The sequence below is a fragment of the Cryobacterium levicorallinum genome, from assembly GCF_004402405.1.
Taxonomy (GTDB): Bacteria; Actinomycetota; Actinomycetes; order Actinomycetales; family Microbacteriaceae; genus Cryobacterium; species Cryobacterium levicorallinum.
In genome coordinates this window covers 175,761-199,371 of sequence record NZ_SOFE01000022.1, presented here as the reverse complement: position 1 = coordinate 199,371, position 23,611 = coordinate 175,761, and the positions used below count along the sequence as shown (strand labels likewise).

Annotated in this window: 23 protein-coding genes; 8 read left to right on the top strand and 15 right to left on the bottom strand. The window is 65.8% G+C overall.

Going from position 1 to position 23,611, the window contains the following annotated elements:
- Positions 1-6 precede the first annotated feature (6 nt).
- From E3O11_RS11355 to truB, 4 genes are read right to left on the bottom strand one after another with little or no spacing between them, the layout of a single operon-like run.
- Complete coding sequence (locus E3O11_RS11355) at positions 7-942, bottom strand: bifunctional riboflavin kinase/FAD synthetase (protein WP_092450048.1); 936 nt, start codon at positions 940-942, stop codon at positions 7-9.
- Complete coding sequence (locus E3O11_RS11350) at positions 939-1,379, bottom strand: hypothetical protein (RefSeq protein ID WP_092450050.1); 441 nt, start codon at positions 1,377-1,379, stop codon at positions 939-941. Before E3O11_RS11350 ends, E3O11_RS11355 begins: the two co-directional genes overlap by 4 nt.
- A 58-nt stretch (positions 1,380-1,437) precedes the next feature.
- The gene (locus tag E3O11_RS11345) at positions 1,438-1,806 is read right to left on the bottom strand and encodes a hypothetical protein (protein ID WP_092450052.1); all 369 of its coding nucleotides are present in this window, start codon (positions 1,804-1,806) and stop codon (positions 1,438-1,440) included.
- Positions 1,803-2,723: a tRNA pseudouridine(55) synthase TruB gene (truB, locus tag E3O11_RS11340; RefSeq protein WP_092450054.1), complete on the bottom strand. Its 921-nt coding sequence runs from the start codon at positions 2,721-2,723 to the stop codon at positions 1,803-1,805. Before truB ends, E3O11_RS11345 begins: the two co-directional genes overlap by 4 nt.
- Positions 2,724-2,780: 57 nt before the next feature.
- Between truB and E3O11_RS11335 the strand changes: the two genes are divergently transcribed.
- On the top strand, positions 2,781-3,794 hold the full coding sequence (locus E3O11_RS11335) for a ketopantoate reductase family protein (protein WP_092450056.1): 1,014 nt from the start codon (positions 2,781-2,783) through the stop codon (positions 3,792-3,794).
- On the opposite strand, the gene E3O11_RS11330 is transcribed toward E3O11_RS11335, so the two are convergent.
- On the bottom strand, positions 3,791-4,417 hold the full coding sequence (locus E3O11_RS11330; protein ID WP_092450058.1) for a nucleoside/nucleotide kinase family protein: 627 nt from the start codon (positions 4,415-4,417) through the stop codon (positions 3,791-3,793). The genes E3O11_RS11335 and E3O11_RS11330 overlap by 4 nt on opposite strands.
- A 23-nt stretch (positions 4,418-4,440) precedes the next feature.
- Here E3O11_RS11330 and E3O11_RS11325 point away from each other — a divergent pair, with 23 nt between their 5' ends.
- Positions 4,441-5,448 carry an HhH-GPD family protein gene (locus E3O11_RS11325; protein WP_092450060.1) on the top strand — a complete coding sequence of 336 codons (1,008 nt, stop codon included), beginning with the start codon at positions 4,441-4,443 and terminating at the stop codon, positions 5,446-5,448.
- Positions 5,445-5,948: a dihydrofolate reductase gene (locus E3O11_RS11320; RefSeq protein WP_092450062.1), complete on the top strand. Its 504-nt coding sequence runs from the start codon at positions 5,445-5,447 to the stop codon at positions 5,946-5,948. The genes E3O11_RS11325 and E3O11_RS11320 overlap by 4 nt, the downstream gene beginning before the upstream one ends.
- Positions 5,949-6,063: 115 nt before the next feature.
- Here the strand turns inward: E3O11_RS11320 and rbfA are convergent, their stop codons facing one another.
- From rbfA to ispG, 7 genes are all read right to left on the bottom strand, one after another.
- On the bottom strand, positions 6,064-6,564 hold the full coding sequence (gene rbfA, locus E3O11_RS11315) for a 30S ribosome-binding factor RbfA (protein ID WP_092450064.1): 501 nt from the start codon (positions 6,562-6,564) through the stop codon (positions 6,064-6,066).
- Between the two features lie 255 nt (positions 6,565-6,819).
- Positions 6,820-9,648, bottom strand: a complete 2,829-nt coding sequence (gene infB / locus E3O11_RS11310; protein ID WP_092450066.1) for a translation initiation factor IF-2 — start codon at positions 9,646-9,648, stop codon at positions 6,820-6,822.
- Between the two features lie 76 nt (positions 9,649-9,724).
- Positions 9,725-9,982 (bottom strand): YlxR family protein, encoded by a 258-nt coding sequence (locus E3O11_RS11305; protein WP_092450068.1) that lies wholly within the window; start codon positions 9,980-9,982, stop codon positions 9,725-9,727.
- An 8-nt stretch (positions 9,983-9,990) separates the two neighbouring features.
- Complete coding sequence (gene nusA / locus E3O11_RS11300; protein WP_092450070.1) at positions 9,991-11,028, bottom strand: transcription termination factor NusA; 1,038 nt, start codon at positions 11,026-11,028, stop codon at positions 9,991-9,993.
- A 201-nt stretch (positions 11,029-11,229) separates the two neighbouring features.
- Positions 11,230-12,993, bottom strand: a complete 1,764-nt coding sequence (locus tag E3O11_RS11295; RefSeq protein ID WP_092450072.1) for a proline--tRNA ligase — start codon at positions 12,991-12,993, stop codon at positions 11,230-11,232.
- A 50-nt stretch (positions 12,994-13,043) separates the two neighbouring features.
- Positions 13,044-13,280 (bottom strand): hypothetical protein, encoded by a 237-nt coding sequence (locus E3O11_RS11290; RefSeq protein WP_241994705.1) that lies wholly within the window; start codon positions 13,278-13,280, stop codon positions 13,044-13,046.
- A gap of 147 nt (positions 13,281-13,427) precedes the next feature.
- Positions 13,428-14,582: a flavodoxin-dependent (E)-4-hydroxy-3-methylbut-2-enyl-diphosphate synthase gene (gene ispG, locus E3O11_RS11285; protein ID WP_170851566.1), complete on the bottom strand. Its 1,155-nt coding sequence runs from the start codon at positions 14,580-14,582 to the stop codon at positions 13,428-13,430.
- A 183-nt stretch (positions 14,583-14,765) separates the two neighbouring features.
- Here ispG and E3O11_RS11280 point away from each other — a divergent pair, with 183 nt between their 5' ends.
- On the top strand, positions 14,766-15,950 hold the full coding sequence (locus E3O11_RS11280) for an acetyl-CoA C-acetyltransferase (protein WP_092450078.1): 1,185 nt from the start codon (positions 14,766-14,768) through the stop codon (positions 15,948-15,950).
- Between the two features lie 3 nt (positions 15,951-15,953).
- Here E3O11_RS11280 and E3O11_RS11275 read toward each other — a convergent pair whose 3' ends face one another.
- On the bottom strand, positions 15,954-17,333 hold the full coding sequence (locus E3O11_RS11275) for a M50 family metallopeptidase (RefSeq protein WP_092450080.1): 1,380 nt from the start codon (positions 17,331-17,333) through the stop codon (positions 15,954-15,956).
- A 111-nt stretch (positions 17,334-17,444) separates the two neighbouring features.
- Between E3O11_RS11275 and E3O11_RS11270 the strand changes: the two genes are divergently transcribed.
- On the top strand, positions 17,445-18,722 hold the full coding sequence (locus E3O11_RS11270; protein ID WP_241994704.1) for a serine/threonine-protein kinase: 1,278 nt from the start codon (positions 17,445-17,447) through the stop codon (positions 18,720-18,722).
- Positions 18,719-19,204: a hypothetical protein gene (locus tag E3O11_RS11265; protein ID WP_092450082.1), complete on the top strand. Its 486-nt coding sequence runs from the start codon at positions 18,719-18,721 to the stop codon at positions 19,202-19,204. The genes E3O11_RS11270 and E3O11_RS11265 overlap by 4 nt, the downstream gene beginning before the upstream one ends.
- A 7-nt stretch (positions 19,205-19,211) precedes the next feature.
- On the opposite strand, the gene dxr is transcribed toward E3O11_RS11265, so the two are convergent.
- The gene (gene dxr, locus E3O11_RS11260; RefSeq protein WP_092450084.1) at positions 19,212-20,294 is read right to left on the bottom strand and encodes a 1-deoxy-D-xylulose-5-phosphate reductoisomerase; all 1,083 of its coding nucleotides are present in this window, start codon (positions 20,292-20,294) and stop codon (positions 19,212-19,214) included.
- A gap of 67 nt (positions 20,295-20,361) precedes the next feature.
- Here dxr and E3O11_RS11255 point away from each other — a divergent pair, with 67 nt between their 5' ends.
- Both E3O11_RS11255 and E3O11_RS11250 read left to right on the top strand, forming a co-directional pair.
- A complete protein-coding gene (locus tag E3O11_RS11255) occupies positions 20,362-21,189 on the top strand; it encodes a lysophospholipid acyltransferase family protein (protein ID WP_369828668.1) in 828 nt (275 codons plus the stop codon).
- A gap of 41 nt (positions 21,190-21,230) precedes the next feature.
- Positions 21,231-22,577, top strand: coding sequence for an aminotransferase class III-fold pyridoxal phosphate-dependent enzyme (locus E3O11_RS11250; protein WP_092450086.1), 1,347 nt, complete (start codon positions 21,231-21,233; stop codon positions 22,575-22,577).
- A 159-nt stretch (positions 22,578-22,736) separates the two neighbouring features.
- On the opposite strand, the gene E3O11_RS11245 is transcribed toward E3O11_RS11250, so the two are convergent.
- Positions 22,737-23,459 (bottom strand): hypothetical protein, encoded by a 723-nt coding sequence (locus tag E3O11_RS11245; RefSeq protein WP_092450088.1) that lies wholly within the window; start codon positions 23,457-23,459, stop codon positions 22,737-22,739.
- Positions 23,460-23,611 lie beyond the last annotated feature (152 nt).

The following is a 23,611-nucleotide window of genomic DNA, read 5'->3' as shown; positions in this document are numbered from 1 at the left end:
CCGGATTTACGGGCCCAGGATCGTGCGCACCCGCGCCACGTCGTCGCGAATCTGCTCGATCAACGGGTCGATGCCGGCGTAGGCGACCATGCCGCGAATCCGCTCAACGAACGCGACGTCGACCACACGGTCGTATAGGTCCAGCTCGGTCTCATCGAGCACGTAGGCCTCGACCTGCTTCTGCGCCACCCCGTCGAAGGTGGGATTGTTGCCAACCGAAATCGCCGCCGGGTAGCGAGCACCGGCATCCGTCAGCCAACCGGCATAGACGCCATCGGCCGGAATCAGACCCTCGGAATCGGTGGACAGGTTCGCGGTGGGAAAGCCCAGTTCGCGACCGCGGGCTGCGCCGTGCACCACCATTCCTCGCACGGTCGGCAGATGCCCGAGCAGGTCTCCGGCGTCGCGCACCGCACCGGCGCCGAGCAATTCGCGAATCCAGGTGGACGAGACCCGGCGTTCCCCGTCTGGTTTCACATCGTCGATCAGTCCGACGGTGTAGCCGAATTCGAGGCCGAGTTGCCTCAGCAGGGCGACGTCGCCGGCCCCCTTGGCTCCGAACCGAAAGTCACGACCGACGAGCACGAAACGGGCGTGCAGGGCGGTGACCAGAATGTTTTCGATGAATTCGCGCGGCGGAAGGCTGGACAGGGCGTGGTTGAACTCAAGCAGCAGGGTCGCGTCGATCCCGGTCTCGGCGATCAGGTTGAGTTTCTGCTCCGCGCTGACCAGCGTTCTCGGGCAGTTTTGCGGCGAGAGCAGGGCGAGCGGATGCCGGTCGAACGTCACGACGACGGCCGCCAGCTGTTCGCGCTCGGCGACGGTCTGGAGCTCGGCGATGACCGCCCGGTGTCCGGCATGGACGCCGTCGAACTTGCCGATGCTCACGGCCGAGTCGGGCCAGTCGCTCGGCACGGACTCGACGCCGTTCAGAATCTTCATGCGCGACCCTCGCTCACCGACGCGACGCGGTGGCGGGCGAGCCACCACATGCCCAGCAGGGGCAGCACGAGGGGAATGAAGAGGTATCCGCTGCCGTAGATCGACCAGACGGTCGCGTGCTCGAACAGCGCCGGATCAACCAGACTCAGGGTACCGACGACGAGTACGCCCAGCAGTTCAAAGCTGATCGTGATCCAGGCGATGCGATACCAGCGGATGCTGCGCCGCATCAGGGCCACCGTGGCCACGATATAGACCACCGCGGCGAGAGCAGACAAGGAATAAGCGAGCGGGGCTTCATCGAAGGCCCGCGCGATTTGTACGAAGGAGCGGCCGGTGGCGGCGAGGGCCAGCACGCCGTAAACGGCGATGAGGAGTCGACCGATGCCGCTCACCCGCTCGGCGGCGGCGGGCTTCTCGGTCGGGGATTCTGTCATCGCTCTGTTTTCATTGCTCGATAATTATTGCAGCTTCCGCGGGGCTACCGAAACCGGGTCAGCTCCCCTGCACGTTCCAGATCTGGTTCATGCGGTAGAGCATGACCGCGACCGACAGGCAGGTTACGCCGAGAATGACGGTGCTCCAGCGGCTGCGTTCGACCAGCGCCCAGAATCCGGCCGCGACCGGCAGCGCAATGGCACTGACCAGGTAGGTGTAGAACTCGAGCAGACTGCCGGTGGCGTCGTTGCCGGCCAGTGGCGCCGCGATCGCGGCAGCGAGCTGCACGATGAGCAGCAGCTCGACGAGGGCGGCCGCGCCCATGGTGAGGTCGGTGGGTTTGCGGCCGAGCAGGCCGAGGATGACACAGAGCACTCCGCCGGGCACGGCGATGCCGAGCTGCAGCCAAGTGAACCATTCGATCATGAGCTGTGTTCCGGTTCGGTGGCGGTCGGGAGATCTGGCGGAAAGTTCAGCAGCGACTTGGCCTGGTCGCCGCGATACTCGACCAATCCGACCAGGCGCCCGTCCGGCGCAATGGCGGCGACCGGACCGGTGCGGGTGGCGTCTTTCTCCACGGTGATGCGTTTTCCATGACCGAGGTCGATGGCTTGCTCTGCGGACAGGTCGAGGCGCGCCAGCAGCCGGGTGGCGGCATCCGCTGGAGAAATGAGGTTGGCGACGACATCGACCTGCTCGAGCGTGGCCGCGTTCTCGATGCGGAACGGGCCGATTCTCGTGCGGCGCAGCACGGTGAGGTGGCCGCCGACGCCGAGTGCCACACCGAGGTCACGGGCGAGGGCACGAATATAGGTGCCGGAGCTGCACTCGACCCGCACCTCGAGGTCGAGAAAACCGTCGCCAGGCGTGCTCGTGAGCAGGTCGAAACCGCTCACCGTGACCGGTCGCGGCGGCAGCTGCACGTCTTCGCCGGCACGCACCCGGGCGTAAGCCCGTTTTCCATCGACCTTGATGGCGCTGACGGCACTCGGCTGCTGGTTGATATCGCCGGTGAGGTTGTCAATACCCGCGATGACGGCTTCGGCGGTGATCGCGGCGACCTGTTCGCCCGGTGCGCGAGTGAGTACATCGCCCTCGGCGTCATCGGTCGTGGTGGACTGCCCCAGACGAATGGTCGCAAGGTATTCCTTGCCCTGCCCGACGACAAAGGTGAGCAGCCGGGTCGAGCTGTCGATGCCGAGCACGAGCAGGCCGGTGGCCATCGGATCGAGGGTGCCGGCGTGGCCGACCTTGCGGGTCCCGGCCAGGCGCCGGGTTCGGGCGACAGCGTCATGGCTGGTCCAGCCCTGCGCCTTGTCAATGAGGAGGAGGCCGCTAGTCACTCCATGAGGGTACCAGCGTGGAACGCTCCCGCTCGAAACGCGATCTAGGCTGGGGCTATGCGAATTGCTGTGATCGGCGCCGGCGCCCTGGGCGGACTCTTCGCCACCCTGTTCGCGCGAGCCGGCCACGATCTCACCATCACGGCCCGCGAGGTCGCCAGGTCGCTGATTCGAGAGAACGGAATCCGACTCACCGGCGGTTACGGGGATGCGCAATGCCGCGTGTTGGTGCGGGAGATTCTGACCGAAACGCCGGATCTGACCCTCATCTGCACGAAGGCGCAGGATGCCGCGGCCGCCATCGCCGAGAACGCCGAGCTGCTCGACGGCTCACCGGTGATCGTCGTGCAGAACGGGCTGGACGGGGTGCGAATCGCCCAGGATCTGCTGCCCAACTCGGAATGCTTCGGCCTGCTCACCCTCATTGCCGCGCACTACATCGGGCCGGGCCGCGTGCGGGTGACCACCGCAGCATCAAGCTACCTCGGTCGCGGCAACGGAAAAGCGGATGCTGCCACCCAGCACTGGCAGGCGGTGCTGGACGAGGCGTTCCCCACCTTCGCCGCCGAAGACTTCGTGGGCGCCCAGTGGACCAAGCTTGTGGTGAACATGCTCAACGCCCTGCCGGCCATCACCGGGCTGAGCGTCCAGGCGATCATCGCCGATGCACCGCTGCGCCGAATCCTGACCGAAAGTATGCAGGAGACCGTGCAGGTGGGGATGGCCCGCCACGTCACCTTTGGGTCACTGCAGGGGATGAGCGATCGCAGCCTGCGCGTGTTCGCGCGGCTGCCGGTGGCTCTCGGACAGACCCTGCCGCTGCGCATGGGCGCAAAAATGGGTCCGGTCGCCAATCTGGGGTCGACCCTGCAGAGCATCAAGCGGGCCCACCTGACCGAAATCGACCACCTCAATGGCGCTGTCGTGCGCCAGGCCGAACTGGCCGGACGACGGGCACCGGTCAACGCGCTCCTGACCGCGCTGGTGCACGAGGTGGAGATCAGCCGGGAATTCCTGAAACCGGCGCAAGTCATGGCCCGGTTCGATCAGCTCACCGCCACCAGCCGCTAGCAGCGGTCGGTCAAGACCCGCCGCGGAAGGGTGGCGTTGGTGTTGTCGACGACCGCCGAAACCAGGTCCCGCGGGCGCACATCGGCGAGGTACTGCCGGTCGGAGTCGCTCCCTGGCTCCGATTCAAGCAGCACGCTGAACAGCCACAGCCCGTGTAATTCCGGTCGGTTGCTGTAGGCTCCGTCGACGATGAGTATGGCGTCAGCCGGGGCGGTCTGCCAGGTCGGTTGAATCCAGGCATCGCGGTCGGGGTCGAATTCCTCGGTGACGAACCCGGTACTGCCACCCAGGCGAAAGGGTTCGACCAATACGCGGCGCAGCGCCGAGTAGTCATACCCGACCCGGTACAACCGCTCGGAAACATCGACGCGGTCTCCGCCGAGTCGCTGTTGCTCGGCGCGTGAGTGCTGAAAATTTCGCAGGCTGGCTCTAAACGTGGTGTGTTCGGTCTCGCGGAACACCGCCGCGAGGTCGTCGGCGAAGCCAACGCGGCCAGCTTTCTCGCTGCCGTCGATCTCGCTGCCGTCGACGGCAATGATCGTACGACCTCGGCCGTAATTGTGCAGAATCTCGGCGGCCAAGGTGCGTAAAAATTCGATCCGGGGTGTGGAAACCAGCTTCATGAAACGAGCCTAGATTAGAAAGAATGAACATCGCGCCCTCGAATGATCCCGCTGCGCCGCAGGACGCGCCCGGTGTGCCCGTCGCAACAGTTGCCGGCACCGGAGACAACGCCGCTCGTGCGGCCGCTCCGGGCGCGGTGGCCGACAGCAGGACGGCTGATGTCAGCACCACGCTCAACGCCTGGTTCCTGGCCAACGCCCGCGACCTGCCCTGGCGCCGCGAGGGATTCGGCGCCTGGGGCATTCTGGTGAGCGAATTCATGCTGCAGCAGACCCCGGTGAAGCGGGTCATTCCCCGGCTACAGGAGTGGCTCGCGCGGTGGCCGACACCCGCCGACCTCGCCGCGGTGCCGCCGAGCGAAGCGGTGCGCGCCTGGTCCAGCCTCGGGTACCCGCGGCGCGCCCTGTGGCTCCACGCTGCGGCCGTGCAGATCACCGAGCAACACGGCGGCGTCGTCCCCTCCGACATCGATGCGCTGCTGGCTCTGACCGGGATCGGGGACTACACCGCGCGTGCGGTGGCAGCGTTCGCGTATGGCCACCGGCATCCGGTCGTCGATACCAACACTCGGCGGGTGATTGCCCGCGCCGTCGCGGGCGCTGGAGAACCGGCACCGCCCAGCCGCGGGCGTGACCTCGAGGCGATGGGTGCCCTGCTGCCGGGCAGCGCGCTCGAAGCCGCCCTGTTCAACGCAGCGATCATGGAGCTCGGCGCGGTCGTCTGCACCAGCCGCAGCCCGCACTGCGATATCTGCCCGATTCGGGACGACTGTGCCTGGCGCGCCGCCGACTACCCCGAGTTCACCGGAACGCGCAAGACCGTGCAGAAGAAGTTCGCGGGCAGCGACCGGCAGGTACGCGGCCTGATCATGGCCGAGCTGCGCTCCACCCACCGCGCCGTAACGGAAGCCGAGATTGCCTCGCTCTGGCCAGAGGCGGCCCAGTTGCAGCGCGCGCTGCACAGCCTCGTGGCCGACGGCCTGGCGGTCGACTCCCCCGACGGTTACACCCTGCCCGACGGGATGTCATGAGCATCGGTCTGATCTGGGCGCAAAGCCGCAATGGTGTGATCGGTTTCGACGGCCGCCTCCCCTGGCACCTGCCCGAGGACCTCGCCCATTTTCGTGCGATCACCGGTGGTGGTGTCGTCATCATGGGCCGGCTCACCTGGGACTCGATTCCCGAACGCTTCCGTCCCCTGGCGGGCCGCCACAACGTCGTGATCACGCGCCAACGGGACTGGGCCGCGCCCGGGGCATCCGTTGTGCACAGCTTCGACGACGCAATCGTGACTGCCGCTGGGCCGGTCTGGGTGATCGGCGGCGCCGAGATCTTTCGCCTCGCCCTCCCGCACGCCGACACCCTCGAGCTGACCGAGATAGACGAACAGTTCGCCGGCGATACCCGCGCCCCAGCGCTCACGCCCGACTGGACCCGTGTAAACACCAATCCAGCCAGCGGATGGCTCCACTCCAGCACCGGCCCGCCCTACCGTTTCGCGCGCTACCAGCGCGCCCCCGCCATCCACTAGCCGCACCCTGCCGCCCCACCAGCACCAGCACCAGCACCAGCACCAGCACCAGCACCAGCACCGTAAACCCGCCGCCTTTTAAACTGACCGGGCCCGGGCCCGGTCAAAGGTGGCGCTAGTGCTTCGCGGTGCTCGCAGCGTCGGAGCCGTCGGAGTCAGCCGACACGTCGTCGGCCTCGTCGTCTTCGAGGTCGTAGTCCCGCGGCTTCTTGTACGGATCGGCGTCGCCGGCATAGGTCGCCGTGCCCTTGCTGTCCTCGGTCGCGGTGTCGCGATCGTGCGCCTCACGCAACAGATCATCGATCAACGCTGCGTTCTCCGGAATACCGTCGGCGATGAACTCGATCGACGGGGTGAGCCTCGCGGTGATGTTCTTGCCGACCTCGCTGCGCATCAGGCCGGTGGCGGCCTTGAGTGCGGCTGCACTGTCCGTGCGCTCTTCGATCGAGCCGTAGACGGTGTAAAACACCGAGGCGTGCTGCAGATCCCCGGTGACCTTCACGTCTGTGATGGTCACAAACCCGAGCCTCGGGTCGCGCAAGCCGCGTTCCAGCCGCTTGGCGATGATGACCTTAATGCGGTCCGCCATCTTTCTGGCGCGTTCCGGATCTGCCATTGCACTACTCCTTGTTTGCCGGCGCCGAAGCGCCGGATCATTCTGCGTTTTCAAACCGTATTAAACGGATGCCGCGAACCCAACTGAGGGTCGGAGCAAATTACCCCTTGAAAAGGGAATCGGGGTAGGGGTCCCCGCTCTCTTTCTTTTTCGAGGGGAAATTTGCGGAGACCCGACCCACGGTCGGGTCTCAATGAAAAGACCGACCCAATACAGAAGTCGGGCTTCGCGAGAAGCCCGACCCCCAAACCAACGCTAGACGCGCGGCTTCTCCTTCATTTCGATGGTCTCGATCTCATCGCCAATTCGGATGTCGTTGAACTTGCCCAGTCCGATACCACACTCGAAGTCCGTACGGACCTCGGTGACATCGTCCTTGAAGCGGCGCAGCGACTCGATGCCCAGGTTGTCCCCCACCACAATGCCCTCGCGGATAACGCGAGCCTTGGCATTTCGGGTGATGGTACCGGAGCGAACGATGACACCGGCGACGTTTCCGAACTTCGACGAGCTGAAGACCTCGCGAATTTCGGCGATACCACTCTGGATCTCTTCGTACTCGGGCTTGAGCATTCCCTTGAGGGAACTTTCGATGTCCTCGAGCGCGGAGTAGATGACGGAGTAGAAGCGCACGTCGACGCCTTCGCGAGCAGCACGCTCGCGGGCCTTCGTGTCCGGGCGAACGTTGAACCCGATAATGATGGCGTTGTCGACGGTAGCGAGGTTGACGTCGCTCTCCGTGACCGCACCGACACCACGGTGGATGATGCGCAGCTGCACCGAATCGTCGACCTCGATCTTGAGGAGCGACTCTTCCAGGGCCTCAACGGCACCGGAGACGTCACCCTTGATGATGAGGTTGAGCGACTCGACCTTGCCCTCTTCGAGCGCACGGGTGAAGTCTTCGAGGCTGATGCGCTTGCGGGCCTTGGCCAGCAGTGCGTTGCGCTCGGCGGCTTCACGCTTCTCGGCGATCTGACGGGCGGTGCGGTCTTCCTCGATGACGAGGAAGGTGTCACCGGCGCGGGGAACGCTCGACAGACCCTGCACCTGGACCGCGCGGGACGGCGTGGCGGCGAGAACGGCAACGCCGTTTTCGTCGGCCATCGCACGAACGCGGCCGTAGGCCGTTCCGGCGACGATGGAGTCTCCGACGTGCAGCGTTCCGGACTGGATGAGCACGGTTGCCACCGCGCCGCGGCCCTTATCCAGGCGAGCCTCGATGGCGACACCGCGGGCGTCCTTGTTCGGGTTGGAGCGCATGTCGAGTGCGGCATCGGCGACCAGGAGCACGGCGTCAAGAATTTCCTTGATACCGGTCTTGTTCTTGGCCGACACGTCGACGAACATGACGTCTCCGCCGTACTCTTCGGCGACGAGGCCGAATTCGGTCAGCTGCTGACGCACCTTCTGCGGGTTGGCGCCTGGCTTGTCAATCTTGTTCACTGCAACCACGATCGGCACGTTGGCGGCCTGGGCGTGGTTGAGCGCCTCAATCGTCTGCGGCATGATGCCGTCGTCGGCGGCAACCACGAGGATCGCGATGTCGGTGACCTGCGCACCACGAGCACGCATGGCGGTGAACGCCTCGTGGCCCGGTGTGTCAATGAAGGTCATGGCACGGTCGATGCCCTCGTGCTCGGTGATGATCTGGTAGGCACCGATGTGCTGCGTGATACCACCGGCCTCGCCCTCGGCAACCTTGGCGTTACGGATCGCGTCAAGCAGCGCGGTCTTACCGTGGTCTACGTGGCCCATGACGGTGACGACGGGAGGACGAATCGCAAGGTCCTCGTCGGTTTCGTCTTCGAGTTCCTGATCGATGTCGATATCGAACGCGAGCAGCAGCTCACGGTCTTCGTCATCGGGCGAGACCATCTGAATCTTGTAGCCGAGTTCGCTGCCGAGTACGTCGAACGTGGCCTCGTCGAGGGACTCCGTTGCCGTGGCCATTTCACCGAGGTGGAACAGCACGGTAACGAGGTTTCCGGGGCTCGCGTCAATCTTGTCGGCGAAGTCCGTGATGGATGCTCCGCGGCGCAGACGAACAACGGTGCCACCGTCGCCGCGGGGTACGGATACTCCACCCAGCGACGGGGCCTCGCGCAGCTCGAACTCTGCTCTCTTCGTACGCTTCGACTTGCGCGCCTTGTTCTTGCCGCCACCGCGACCGAAGGCACCAGCGGTGCCACCGCCCGGACCGCGACCGCGACCGGCTCCGCCTCCTCCACCGGCAGGGCGGGGCGGGCCGAAGCCGGGGGCTCCGGCAGGAGCTCCGGGGCGAGTGAATCCGGGGCGTGCGGCGCCGGCTCCTCCCGGGGCGCCGCCGGGGCGCTGGAAGGCGCCTGGGCGCTGACCGAAACCGGTCGGGCGTGCCGCCTGGCCGGGTCCACCGGGGCGAGGGGCACCGGGGCGCGGCGCCGGAGGGCGCGGAATGTTGCTCGGGGTGGGTGTTGCGGGGCGCTGGCCCATGCCCTGTGCGCTCGCGAACGGGTTGTTCCCCGGACGCGGCGGCTGAGCTGGGCGCTGGCCCATGCCCTGGTTGCTGGCAAACGGGTTGTTGCCGGGGCGCGCAGCTCCCGGGCGAGGCATGCCCGGCTTGACCGGCGTAGCCGATCCTTCCATGGCCTTCGCTTCGGGGGTGTCCGTGCTGGGCTTGTCACCCGCGGCGGCAGCAGCCTTCTCCGCAGCAGCAGCCTTCTCCGCGGCCTGAGCCTGGCGCTCGGCGACGGTGAGCGGTGCGACCGGAACGGGCGCAGCATCCGCTACCGGGGTCTCCACGACGACCGGAGCTACCGGCTCGGCGGCGGGCTTGGGGCCGGGACGAGCACCGGGCTTGGCGCCGTGGCTCGGACGAGCGGGCGTTGCCTTTACAGCTTCTCCGGCGGCGGGCGCTGGCGTTGCAGCCTTAGCGGCCTTGCTTTCGGCCTCAAGAGCGGCTCGAAGGCGACGTGCTACGGGCGGTTCAACACTGGAAGACGGTCCTTTTACGAACTCGCCCATTTCTTTCAATTTAGCAAGGGCTACCTTGCTGTCGACTCCGAGCTCGGTAGCGATCTCGTGTACGCGTGGTTTCGCAGCCACAATTCTCCTGTTCCGGGTCTGCACCCGGAAAGGGGCAGACCGTTAATAACGGACGGGTCTCATTTCGAGCCGCTCATTAGTTATCCATAAGCCAATTCAGCCTGTTCTCTAGTTGTTTCGCGTCCAGTGACCTGGTCACGCGAAAAGCACGCCCGAAAGCGTGGCGCCTTACGGCATCCTGAAAGCACGCTTCAAGGGCGTGCAGCCACGCACCTCTACCGGGGATTGTGGCGGTTTCATCCACCACAACTTCTGATTTCCCAGCAACGATCCGCAAAAGTGAGGATCGAGGGGCGCGCGAACGGCAGCCAATACACGTTCTAACGGAATTCATCGTACCCCCTATTCGGCATCCTCCAGAATGCTGTCGGGCTGAATGTCGATTTTCGCACCGGTCAATTTGGCGGCGAGGCGCGCATTCTGGCCCTCTTTGCCGATCGCGAGCGACAGCTGGTAGTCGGGCACGAGGGCACGCACAGCCTTGATCGACTCGTCGATCACGTAGGCGCTCGTCACCTTGGCCGGCGACAGAGCGCTCGCGACGAAGGTCGCGAGGTCAGGCGAGAAGTCGACGATGTCGATCTTCTCGTTGTTGAGCTCGACGGTCACGGCGCGCACGCGCTGGCCGAGTTCGCCGATGCAGGCACCCTTGGCGTTCACGCCGGGTTCGGTGGCGCGCACGGCGATCTTGGTGCGGTGGCCGGCTTCGCGGGCGAGCGAGACGATCTCGACGACTCCGCTGGCGATCTCGGGAACCTCGAGCGCAAACAGCTTGCGCACGAGCGAAGGGTGGGTGCGCGATACGGTGATCTGCGGGCCCTTGAGCCCACGACCGACGGCCGTCACGAACACGCGAATGCGCGCGCCGTGAACGTAGCTCTCGGTAGGAACCTGCTCCTCGGGCGGCATGATCGCTTCGATGGTGCCGAGGTCGACGTGAATCATGCGGGGGTTAGGGCCCTGCTGAATGATTCCGGCGATGATGTCACCTTCGCGACCCTTGAACTGACCGAGCACGGCGTCATCGGCCAGGTCGCGCAGACGCTGGTTGATGACCTGCTTGGCGGCGAAAGCGGCGATGCGACCGAAGTCGGTGGGGTTGTCCACGGCTTCGCCGATGACGTTGCCCTCGTCGTCGTGCTCGGGAATGTAGATGTCCACGTGCCCGGACTTGCGATCGAGAACGACGCGCGCTTCGGGCACTTCCTGGATATCGTGCTTGGCTTCAGCAATCTTCGAAGCTTCCAGCTTCGACACGTCTTGCTGGATGTGCTTGACATAGGCGGTCAGAATCGCCTGTTCGATGATTTGCACGAGTTCCTCGAATGGAATCTCTTTTTCGCGCTCCAATAGCCGCAAAACACTGAGGTCGATGTCCATGGCCGGCCTCCTCTACGTACGATCTAGTCGCATGATCTTGCCGCCGCGAAACCGCGCAGCGGGCTGAATACAACGGTACCCGAATCTGCGGCGTCCCGTCACCCATTCTCCCCGCGGTGGGTCGGTCCAGCGCTGGCTCGCTGCAGAACGGATGCTGCCTGCTCAGTTGGCCGGCAGTATCCGTTCTCGATAAAACGATTCTTAGACGAAGTGCCTGGCGACGTCAGCGACGTCGACCTGCTCGCGGTCGCCGGTGCGACGGTTCCACAGCTCGACGATGCCGTCGGCGGCGCCGCGACCCACGATCACGATCCACGGCACGCCGATGAGCTCGGCGTCACCGAACTTGACGCCGGGCGAAACCTTGCGGCGGTCGTCGTAGAGCACCTCGCGGCCGGTGGCTTCGATCGCGGCAACAACGGCCTCCGAGGTATCGAAGACGATTTCGTCGCGGCCGGTGGCGATCACGTGCACGTCGAACGGGGTGACCGATTCGGGCCAGATCAGGCCCTTGGCGTCGTTATTGAGTTCGGCGATGACCGCGAGGATGCGGGTGACGCCGATGCCGTAAGAACCCATCGTGACCGTGACCAGCTTGCCGTTCTCGTCGAGAACCTTGAGACCGAGCACCTCGGCGTACTTGCGACCGAGCTGGAACACGTGCCCGATTTCCATGCCACGAATAAGTTCGACCGGGCCGGAGCCGTCGGGCGCCGGGTCGCCGGCGCGCACGTCGGAGGCTTCGACCACGTCGTCGATGGCGAAGTCACGGCCGGCGACGAGGCCGAACACGTGCCGGCCCGCTTCGTTGGCGCCGGTGATCCACTCGGTTCCGGCGACCACGCGCGGGTCGACCAGAAAACGGATGCCGGTGGTCGACTTGGTACCGAGCACGGCGCCAGCTGCTCCCCACGGGCCGATATACCCCTTGACCAGGCCGGGGTTCTTGGCGAAGTCGCCCTCGTTGGCGGCCTCGACCTCGGCGGGGGCGAAGGCGACCTCGACGCGCTTGAGGTCGACTTCGCGGTCGCCGGGAACGCCGATCGCGATGAGTTCACGGGTGCCGTCAAGGTTCGTGAGCGCGAGCACGACGTTCTTGAGGGTGTCGGCTGCGGTCCACTCGCGACCGTCGAGGCGCGGGCGCTCGGCGTTGGCCTTGTCGACGAGCGTCTGAATGGTCGGAGTGTTCGGGGTGTCGAAGACCTGCGCGGCGGGCAGGGTGCTGAAATCTTTGTCGGCCGGAACGAGGGTGCGAAAGGCCTCGGTGTTGGCCGCGTAGCCGCCAACGCTGCGCACGAAGGTGTCTTCACCCACCGGGGTGGGGTGCAAAAACTCTTCGCTTTTGGAGCCACCCATGGCGCCGGCATCCGCTTGGACGATCTCGTATTCGAGGCCGAACCGGTTGAAAATGCGCTCGTAGGCGTCGCGCTGCAGCTGGTAGCTCAGGTCGAGGCCGGCGTCGGTGTAGTCGAAGGAGTACGCGTCTTTCATGGTGAATTCGCGGCCGCGCAGCAGTCCGCCGCGTGAGCGTGCCTCGTCGCGGTACTTGTCCTGAATCTGGTAGATCGATAGCGGCAGGTCCTTGTAGCTGCTGTACAGGTCTTTGACGAGCAGCGCGAAGACCTCTTCGTGGGTCGGCGCGAGCAGCATGTCGGAGCCCTTGCGGTCTTTCAGGCGGAACAGGCCCTCGCCGTATTCGTCCCAGCGGCCGGTCAACTCGTAGGGCTCACGCGGCAGTAGCGCCGGAAAGTGCACCTCGTGCGCGCCGGCCGCGGTCATCTCTTCACGGATGATGCGCTCCACTTTGGCCTTCACCCGCAAGCCGAGCGGCAGCCAGGCGAAAATGCCCGGGGCCTGACGACGGATGTAGCCGGCCCGCACGAGCAGGCGGTGGCTGGTCACCTCGGCGTCGGAGGGGTCTTCGCGGAGTGTACGGAGGAAGTAGTTGGAGAGACGTGTAGGCACCCGTCTACCTTACGCGCGCGCCGGCTCTACGGCCCCCGCAGCCGCAGGGCTCAGCCGACCGCGCTCAGGGTGCGCTCGATGGCCCCCAGCCGCGAGTCCATTGCGGTCAATTTCTTCAGCAGCGCGGTATTGGTCTGGTTGCTCTGCGTCAGCGCTTTGCGCAACGCTGAAGTGCCCTCGGCTTCAGCCAGGCGACGGCGGGTTTTAAAAAATTGGTCGAAGATTGCATAGACGATACCGCTGATGATCGCGACGATGGGGACCAGATTTACCCAATCAATTTCCATGGTGATTCTGCGAGACCAGTCTTCGCGAAAGCCGTACTTCAGCGCTTCGGGTGTGCCGATTCCGTCGTTGCCATTCCGTCGAATGTCACCGCTTCTACGAACCGTTCCCGGTCGTGGAACATTTCATCTTGGTGGCTCGTTCTTGAACTACTGCGAGCCGACGGACACCGTGGGGCTGCCGAGTTCAGCGGCAGGCATCTCGGCGGCGAGACGATTGGCTTCTTCGATCAGGGTCTTCACGATCTCAGACTCCGGCACGGTCTTGATGACCTCGCCGCGCACAAAGATCTGACCGCGACCGTTTCCGCTCGCGACGCCGAGGTCGGCCTCGCGAGCCTCGCCCGGTCCGTTGACGACACAACCCATGACGGCGACGCGCAGCGGCACGGTCATTCCTTCAAGCCCGTCGGTGACGTCGTTGGCGAGCTTGTAGACATCCACTTGGGCCCGGCCGCAGCTGGGGCAGGAGACGATCTCAAGCTTGCGCTCACGCAGGTTGAGCGACTGCAGAATCTGCAGACCCACCTTGATTTCTTCGACCGGCGGGGCGCTCAGCGACACGCGGATGGTGTCGCCAATGCCCTCACCGAGCAGCAGTCCGAACGCCGTGGCGCTCTTGATGGTGCCCTGAAAACTCGGACCGGCCTCGGTCACACCGAGGTGCAACGGCCAGTCGCCGCGCTCGGCTAGCAGACGATAGGCCTTGACCATGATCACCGGGTCGTTGTGCTTGACCGAGATCTTGAAGTCGTGAAAGTCGTGCTCCTCGAACAGGCTCGCCTCCCAGACGGCGCTCTCAACGAGCGCCTCAGGGGTGGCCTTGCCGTACTTCTGCATCAGGCTTGGCTCGAGCGAGCCAGCGTTGACGCCGATGCGGATGCTCACCCCGGCGGCCTTCGCCGCGGCGGCAATCTTGCCCACCTGGTCGTCGAACTTGCGAATATTGCCCGGGTTCACGCGCACCGCCGCGCAGCCGGCGTCGATCGCGGCGAACACGTAGTTGGGCTGGAAGTGGATGTCCGCGATCACGGGGATCTGGCTCTTCTTGGCGATGATCGGCAGCGCCTCAGCGTCGTCGCGGGTCGGCACCGCCACACGCACGATGTCACAGCCGGTCGCCGTGAGTTCGGCGATCTGCTGAAGCGTCGCGTTGATGTTGGTGGTCGGGGTGGTCGTCATCGATTGCACGCTCACTTGAGCATCGCCACCGACCAAAACCTTTCCGACCTTGATCTGACGGGATTTGCGTCTGGGAGCGAGTACCTCAGGTACTTTGGGCATCCCCAAGTTGATTGCAGCCACCTGCTTAGCTTAGTTGTCGCCGCAGCGGGCAAGCTGAATGCCGCCCGAGATCTGCGCTCAAGCCGTGCTGGCAGCGTCTCCCGGAACGCGGCTGCGTGCACGAGGTCGGCGAACGTATCCGCACTGGGCACCCATATGCTGGGTGGATTACCTCGATCAAACATGCACGACAAAGGAGTCCCGATGACCGAAACCGACGTCGTAATCCTGGCCGGATCGCGCACCCCGCAGGGTCGCGTGAACGGGCAACTCGCGTCCCTCACCGCCGTTGACCTCGGCGCGGCGGCCATTGCCGGCGCCCTCGCCCGGGCCGGAGTAGCACCGGAGCAGGTGGACTTCGTGCTGATGGGGCAGGTTTTGCAGGCCGGCTGCGGGCAGAACCCGGCCCGGCAGTCCGGCGTCGCGGCGGGCATCCCGTGGAATGTACCGGCTATGACGCTCAACAAGGTGTGTCTCTCCGGCCTGGCCGCTGTCATCGATGCCGCCCGGCTGGTGCGGCTCGGCGAAGCGGATGTCGTCGTGGCCGGTGGCCAGGAGTCCATGTCCCGCGCGCCCCACCTGCTGCCCGGTTCCCGCCAGGGCTGGAACTACGGAACCGTGTCCGCGCTCGACCATGCCGCGCACGACGGACTCACCGACGCCTTCGACGGGCTCTCCATGGGGCTCTCCACCGAACGCGCCAACGCCCGGCTCGGCCAAACCCGCCTCGAGCAGGACGAAATCGCCGCTGCCTCACACCAGCGTGCCGCCGCAGCCGCAGCCGCCGACGTGTTCCACGACGAGATCACCCCGATCAGCGTGCCGCAGCGTAAGGGTGAGCCGCTCGTGATCAGCACCGATGAGGGCGTACGCGCCGAGAGCACGACCGAGACGCTCGGCCGGCTGCGTCCAGCGTTCGACCCGGCAGGGAGCATCACCGCCGGAAACGCCGCCCCGCTGAGCGATGGCGCGAGCGCCGTCGTCGTGACCAGCCGCGCCTGGGCCGAAAAGCACGGCCTGCCCTGGCTCGCCGTGATCAAGGCGAGCGGCCAGGTCGCCGGCCCCGACAACTCCCTGCACTCCCAGCCGGCCAATGCCATCGCGCACGCCCTGAAGCGCGAGGGCTGGACCGCCGCCGACCTCGACCTGGTCGAGATCAACGAGGCATTCGCCTCCGTCGTGCACCAATCATCGAAGGTGCTCGGCGTCAGTGCCGACGTCGTGAACATTCACGGCGGCGGCATCGCGATCGGCCACCCGATCGGGTCGAGCGGCGGACGTATCGCGCTGCACGCTGCCCTCGAACTGGCCCGGCGCGGCTCCGGCAAGGCCGCGGTGGCTCTATGCGGCGGTGGCGGCCAGGGTGAAGCGCTGCTGCTGACGCGGTAGCTGCTAGCCGAAGAAGTTGATCGGCTTGACGATGTCGGCGTAGATCAGCAGCAGGCTCATGCCGCCGAGCAGAATGATGACCACGAGAGTGAGCGGCATGAGCTTGGCCATGTCAACCGGCCCCGGGTCTGGCCGCTTGAACAGCTTTGCGAAGAATCGACGGATGCCCTCCCACAGCGCACCAGCCACGTGGCCGCCGTCCAGCGGAAGCAGGGGCACCAGGTTGAACACGAACAGGGCGATATTGAGGGATCCGAGCAGGCCGAGCATGCTCGCGACCTTGTCGGCGACCGGAATGGTGTCGATGCTGGCGAGTTCGCCGGCCACCCGGCCGACGCCGACCACGCTGATCGGTCCGTTCAGGTCGCGCTCCCCGGGCCCGAACGCCGCGTTGGCCACCGCCACGAGCCGGTCGGGCAGGTTGATGATCAGGTGGGCAACATTGGCAATGTTGTCGCCGACCATGGGCAGCACGGCGGTTGCGGGCTGAGGCACCATTTCGGCGGCTGCTCCGATGCCGACGAAGCCGACCTGCTCGGTGATCGCATCGCCGGCGGCATCCGTTTTGATTTCGTTGTCGTCGGTATAGACGTAGCGTTCGGTTAGTTTGGGGGTCAGCGAGAGGTCAAGCGCGGCACCGTCACGTTCAACGACGACCGCGACGGTGCGTCCGGCTGAAGCACGAATGATGTCGGTGGACTGTTCCCAGGTCGAGATGGCGGTTCCGCCGATACTGACCAGTCGGTCACCCGGTTGCAGGCCGGCGGCGGCTCCGGGTGAGGCTTCGTCGGTTGCCGCGCAGGTCTGGCGGTCGCTCGATGCCGGCAGCACGCACTCGCTCACGCTGCCGACGGTGGTGCTGATCTGCGGGGAGCCAAATCCCATCAGCAAAATCGAGAACATCACGATCGCGATGAGCAGGTTCATGGTCGGCCCGCCGAGCATGATGATCACACGCTGGTAGACCGGCAGCTGGTAGAAGGCGCGGTGGTCTTCACCCTCGCCAATGGTCTCGGCGCTCGCCTGGCGGGCGTCGTCGACCAGGGTCGACAGGGCACTCGTCTTCTTCTCCGGCGCGCCCTCCTGCACCATCTGATCGAAGAACCCGGTGGTCGTGCTGCGGGGCGCTCCGCCCTTCTTCGACGGCGGGAACATGCCGATCATGGCGATATAGCCGCCCATGGGGATAGCCTTGACTCCATACTCAGTTTCGCCCTTGGTGCGGGACCAGAGCGTCGGGCCGAAGCCGATCATGTACTGGGTGACCTTGACGCCAAATAGCTTGGCGGGCACCAGGTGGCCGATTTCGTGCAGACCGATGGAGAGGGCGAGGCCGACGACGACAATGGCGACGCCCAGTATGAACAGCAGTACAGTTTCCACTGTTGTAGAGTAACCGCATCAAGCTGCCAAGCGGCTGGCTGTGCCGACCAATCTCCCCCCTGAGCGGATGCATGTGGTTGGCTAGAGGTCGGACGCACCAGGAGGTCCCCCTTGGCTCACGAAACCATGCCCACGCAGAAGCTCTCAGCACCTGCTCCAGCCGTACCGCCGACTCTCGGCCCCGTCGGCAGCCTGTTGGCCGACCGTTTCAGCATCATGAGCCTGATCGGCACCGGGGGGATGGCATCCGTTTATCGGGCCACCGACACCGCCCTGGGTCGCTCTGTAGCCGTCAAGCTGTTTCGCGCCGACGGCGGTGGCACTGAGCCCGAGCGCCAGAGCGGCGAGATCGCCCTCTTGGCGAGCCTGAACCACTTCGCGCTGGTCACCCTGTTCGATGCCGGAACCACCACGGTGGACGGCATCCCACGCACCTTCATCGTGATGGAACTCGTCGACGGCCCGGATCTGCGCACCCGCATCGAAGACGGCCCGGTACCGAGCGTCGACGTGGCCGGCATGGGTGCCGACCTCGCCGAGGCACTGCACTACGTTCACGAGCGGGGCATTATCCACCGGGATGTCAAGCCGGCCAACGTGCTGCTGGCACCCTCCGGGTTTCCGGGCCGCGGCATGCACGCCAAGCTGGCCGACTTCGGCATCGCCCGGCTGCTCGATGAAACCAGGCTGACGGCGACCGGGTCGCTGCTCGGCACGGCGAGCTACCTCAGCCCGGAGCAGGCGCTTGGCGGCGCTATCGGCGCGCCGACGGATGTCTATTCTCTCGGTCTGGTGCTGCTCGAATGCCTCACCGGAACGCGCGCCTATCCGGGAAGCGCGGTGGAATCGGCCATGGCCCGGCTGCAGCGCCAGCCGGAGATCCCGAACGATCTCGGCACCGACTGGATCGACGTTCTGCGCACGATGACCGCCCGCGACCCCGCCGACCGGCCGACCGCGGCCGACGCCGCCGGGTTGCTGCGGGCGCTGGCCGCCGGTGGCGGCGCCACCGATGCGCCCACCATGCTGCTGCCGGCTCCGGCGCCCGCTGCGACCCTGTTGTTGCCGGTCGCCGCGCCCGACCCGGCCCCGTTGCTGCCGGGTGCCGAAGCCGCTGCCGCTCCGACCGAGATCCTGAAAGCGGATGCTCCCGCCAGCGTTCCCGCAGCTGGCACCGCCGCTGCGCGCCCGGCCAGGCCGCGCCGTCTCGCGCACCGACGAGTGCTCGTCCTGGTCGTAAGCGGGCTCACCCTTATCGCCCTCGCCGTCGTGGCCCTGTTCCTGATCAATCCAGCCGAGGCGCCCGCCGTGGCGCCACCGAACTATCCGACCGTCGACGGCACTCTCGGCACCCATCTTCAAGAGCTTCAAGAGAGCGTGAACCCGTGAATCGACGCAAGCGACTGCCCCTAGCCCTGGCCCTGGCCGTCGGGCTGCTCCTGCCACTGTCCGGCTGCACGGCCGACCCGGTCGACCTGCAGGCCGCAACGGCCGAGAATTTGCAGACCGAGATTCTGGCCATCACCGAGGCCTCCGCCGCCGGAGACTTCAGCAACGCCCAGACCCTGCTCACCGCCATGCAGGCGAATCTGCGCACGGCCGCCGCCTCCGGCCAGGTCAGCGCTGAGCGTTCGGCCTCGATTCAGTCCGCGATCAATTTGGTGCAGGGCGACTTGACCGTTGAGATCGACGCCGCCGCCGTTGCCGCCGAGGCGGCAGCTCAGGCGGCGGCCGAGGCAGCAGCTGCCGCCCAGCAGCAGAACGACGAAAACGCTAAGGACCGCGCCGAACAGGCCGAAGAAGCCGCCAAGAAAGCCGCGGAAGCCGCCAAGGAACGGGCCAAAGAACAACGTGAGGACCGGGACGACTGACTGGTAACTAGCGCTGGTCGATCAGCCGATCCGCGGCGGCACGCGCCCACCGTTCGCCCTCGGCGAGCGACTCCCGACTGAGTTCGCCGCCCTGTTCGTGGGATTCGACCACGCGCAGCACCGTGTCGACGATATCCAGAAATCCGATGCGTCCGGCGTGAAAAGCGGCCACGGCCTGCTCATTGGCCGCGTTGAACACCGCGGGATAGGTGCCGCCCTTACGGCCGACCCGCTTAGCCAGCTCGACCGCCGGAAAAGCGGCTTCGTCGAGCGGTTCGAAGGTCCAGCTGTGCGGAACGGTCCAGTCGATCGGGGCGCCGACGGCGGCGACCCGGTTTGGCCAATCGAGTCCCAGCGAAATCGGCAGCCGCATGTCCGGGGGTGAGGCCTGAGCGATCGTCGAGCCGTCGACGAATTCGACCATGGAATGCACCACGGATTGCGGGTGCACGACGGCGTCGATGCGGTCGTACTCCACGTCGAACAGCAGGTGCGCCTCGATGATCTCCAGACCCTTATTGACCAGTGTCGCCGAGTTCGTGGTCACCACGAGCCCCATGTTCCAGGTCGGGTGCGCGAGCGCCTGCGCCGGGGTCACCCGGGCGAGCTGGTCCCGACTAAAACCGCGAAAAGGTCCACCGGATGCCGTCAGCACGAGGCGACGCACCTCATCCGCTGTTCCTGAGAGCAGTGCCTGCGCGATCGCCGAGTGCTCAGAGTCCACCGGCACGATCTGCCCCGGCGCAGCAAGATTCTTCACGAGGTCGCCGCCGACAATCAGCGACTCCTTATTGGCCAGGGCCAGGGTGCGCCCGGCCTTCAGCGCGGCCAAGGTCGGGCCGAGACCGACCGAGCCGGTGATGCCGTTCAGCACGACATCGGCCTCGACGTCCCGAACGAGCTGCTCGGCCTCGTCGGCGCCGAGCGCGGTGTCGTCGACTGCGAAGTCGGCCGCCTGTTGCTCGAGCAGTTCGCGGTTGCGCCCGGCCGACAGACCCACCACCTCGAACCGCTCTGGGTTGGCGCGAATGACGTCCAGGGCCTGGGTTCCGATCGAGCCGGTAGACCCGAGAATGATTACTCTGCGCATAACTCCATGCTAGGTGCCGGGCGCGGCGTATGTTCGTTGCTGGCCAGTCGTGGCGTAGTGTCAACGGGTGACTGGTGCCGATGCAGAACTCAATGACAACGCTGAAACCAGCACGATCGACAGTGACGAGCAAGCCGCACCTGACGACGTGCAGGACGAACCGGAGCGGGTCAAGCGCCCGGGATTCGTCTATTTTCTCGGCTACGGCATCATGGCGCCCGTCGCACGAATCGTGTTTCGGCCGAAGATCATCGGCCGTGAGAACATCCCGGCGACCGGTCGCGTCATTCTCGCGAGCAACCATCTGTCATTCATCGACAGCATCGTCATTCCGCTCGTCGCCACCCGCCGCGTGCAGTTTCTGGCGAAATCGACCTACTTCACCGGAACCGGTTTCAAGGGCTGGGTGTCCCGCACCTTCTTCACCGCGATCGGCGCCATCGGAGTGGAACGCGGAGCCGGGCAGGCCGCCCAGGTCGCACTCGACGCCGGCCGTTCCGTGCTCGATACCGAGGGTGCCTTCGCGATCTACCCGGAGGGTACCCGCTCGCTCGATGGACGACTCTATAAGGGACGCACCGGCGTCGCCTGGCTCGCCCTCACCACGGGCGCCGTTGTCGTTCCGGTCGGACTGATCGGTACCCAGGAGATTCAGCCAGTCGGCACCACGGTGCCGCGCATCCGCAAGGTCACCGTCACCTTCGGCGAACCGCTCGACCTCAGCCACCACGGCCCGGCTACCTCCGGCAAGGCCCGCCGGCAGGCCACGGATGAGATCATGGCGGCCATTCACCAGCTGTCCGGTCAGGAATTGGCCAACGCCTACAACGAATCGCCGCCGGTCGGTACCCTCAATCGCCTCGCTCATCGGGTGTTTCCGCGCGAACGCCTGTAGCGGCGGTTTGTCTGATGCTCTGACGGTCATAGGCTGGTCGAATGACTGCAACGTATTCGGTGCCCCAGCAACGCAAACTCGTCACGGCTCTTCCCGGCCCCAAGTCGGTTGAACTGCAGGCCAGGCGTGAGAAGACCGTCGCCCGCGGCGCCGGCACCCTCGCCAATATCTATATGGACCACGGCGCCGGAGCCATCCTGGTCGACGTCGACGGCAACCAGATCATCGACCTCGGCTGCGGTATCGGGGTGACCACGATCGGTCACGCGCATCCGGATGTCGCGGCGGCAGCATCCGCTCAAGCAGCGAAGCTGACCCACACCCTGTTCACGGTCACGCCGTACGAGAATTATGTGGCGGTGGCGGAGAAGCTCGCGGAGATTACCCCCGGCGACTTTGAGAAGCACTCGATTCTGGTCAACACCGGTGCCGAGGCCGTGGAGAACGCGGTGAAGATCGCCCGCAAGTTCACTGGTCGCCGCGCCATCGTGGCTCTCGACCACGCCTTCCACGGCCGCACCAACCTGACCATGGCGATGACCTATCGGCCCTGGCCGGAGCGAGCCGGCATGGGCCCGTTCCCCGGTGAGATCTACAGCGTGCCGACGAGCTACCCGTTCCGCGACGGCCTGAGCGGGCTCGAAGCGGCCGAGAAGACCATCGACTACATCACCACTCACATCGGCGCGACCGAGATCGCGGCGTTCTTCGTCGAGCCGATCCAGGGCGACGGTGGCATCGTTATTCCCGCGCCCGGCTACTTCCAGCGCATCCGCGAATTCTGCACCGAGAACGGCATCGTCTTCGTAGCCGATGAGATCCAGGCCGGCCTCGCCCGCACCGGAGTCTGGTACTCGATCGAGCACCACGATGTCGTGCCCGACCTGGTCACCACGGCCAAAGGCATCGCCGGCGGATTCCCGCTCGCCGCCGTCACGGGACGTGCCGACATCATGGATTCCGTTCAGCCCGGCGGTATCGGCGGCACCTTCGGTGGCAACCCGGTCTCGACCGCGGCCGCCCTCGCGGTGTTCAACCTGATCGAGCGCGACGACCTGCTCGGCGAAGCCAAGCGAGTTGAGAAGGCGCTGCAGGCGCGCATCGGCGACTGGGCCGAGAAGTTCTCCATCGTCGGTGAGGTGCGCGGCAAGGGCGCCATGTTCGGCGTCGAGCTCGTGCACCCCGGCACCAAGAAGCCCTATCCCGAAGCGCTCACCGCCGTGATCAAGCACGCGACCACAAACGGTGTCATCGTGCTCGATGCCGGCAGTTGGGACTCAGTGCTGCGCATCATGCCGAGCGTCGTGATCTCCGACGAGCTCATCGACGATGCCGCGACCGTGATCGAAGAGGCCCTCACCGCCCTGGTGGCCGCCTACCCCGCGTAGTAGCCAGCGGCGTCGTTCCTGCGTCGCCGAGCCGTGAGTTTCCAGCACCGACCCGTGAGTATCGGCCCGTTTTCGCCCAGAAATGGACTCAAACTCACGGCTCGGTAACGTGGGACGCCTCAAACTCACGGGTCGGCGGCTCCCTGACGCTTGGGACGACTACAGGGGCGGGCTCGTCACAATGCGCGTCGTACAGCCCAGTTCGCCGGGCTCGATCCAGGTGGGATCGTAGCCCCAGAACTCCACCACACCATCGGCACCGCGCCCTCCCACGATGCACTCGCGCTCCGCCGAAACACCGACGGCAGCCAGGAGATCGCCATCGACGGTATCCGTGTCAACCGTCACGAAGTCCTGCGGGAAGGCGGCGCGCAGGTCTCCGTCCAGGCTGGTGGGTGATGCTGCGGCGAGAACCGCGGCGAGAACGTCCTCGGCGTTGTCGGGCAGAGTAGGGAACGGCACCGCAGAGGGCATCATGATCTCCGGGTCGTTCGGACAGGCGATGCCATGGCGGAGTACCGGGTTCGGCCGGACAAAGACCTCATAGCGGAAGCACTTCGTGGAACTTGCAGACTCGTGGCCGGATCCGAAATAGCCAGTCTCAGCCTCAACGTCGACCCGGATGCGAACCTCGATGCGGGCGCCGGCGTCGTCCCGTGAGTTTCCACTCCACGCCAGTGTGTCCGCGTAGACCGTGGAACCGCGGCCAGACGAGTTCAGGTCTGGGATGTAGGTTGCCGCGAACCACTCCGCATCGCGCACCCGCGACACCGGCGAGTCCAGTTGGTCGGTGAGTGCGTCAGCAACCTGGTTGACCGCCGTGCCGGCCACGCGCTCGCCGGCGGTACCGCAGCCCATGAGGGCAAGAGCCACCACCATCATCGCTGCACCCGTGACGAGCCATCGCGCTCGCGCAACTGTGCAGCTGTGCGCCCCGTGGGCGGCGTGTCGACTCATGGTTCCCCCTCGTGCCACCCTAACCCGTGCCATCCTGTCAGGTCGAGGTTCGCGCCTATTCGCCCGTGGCGGCCCAC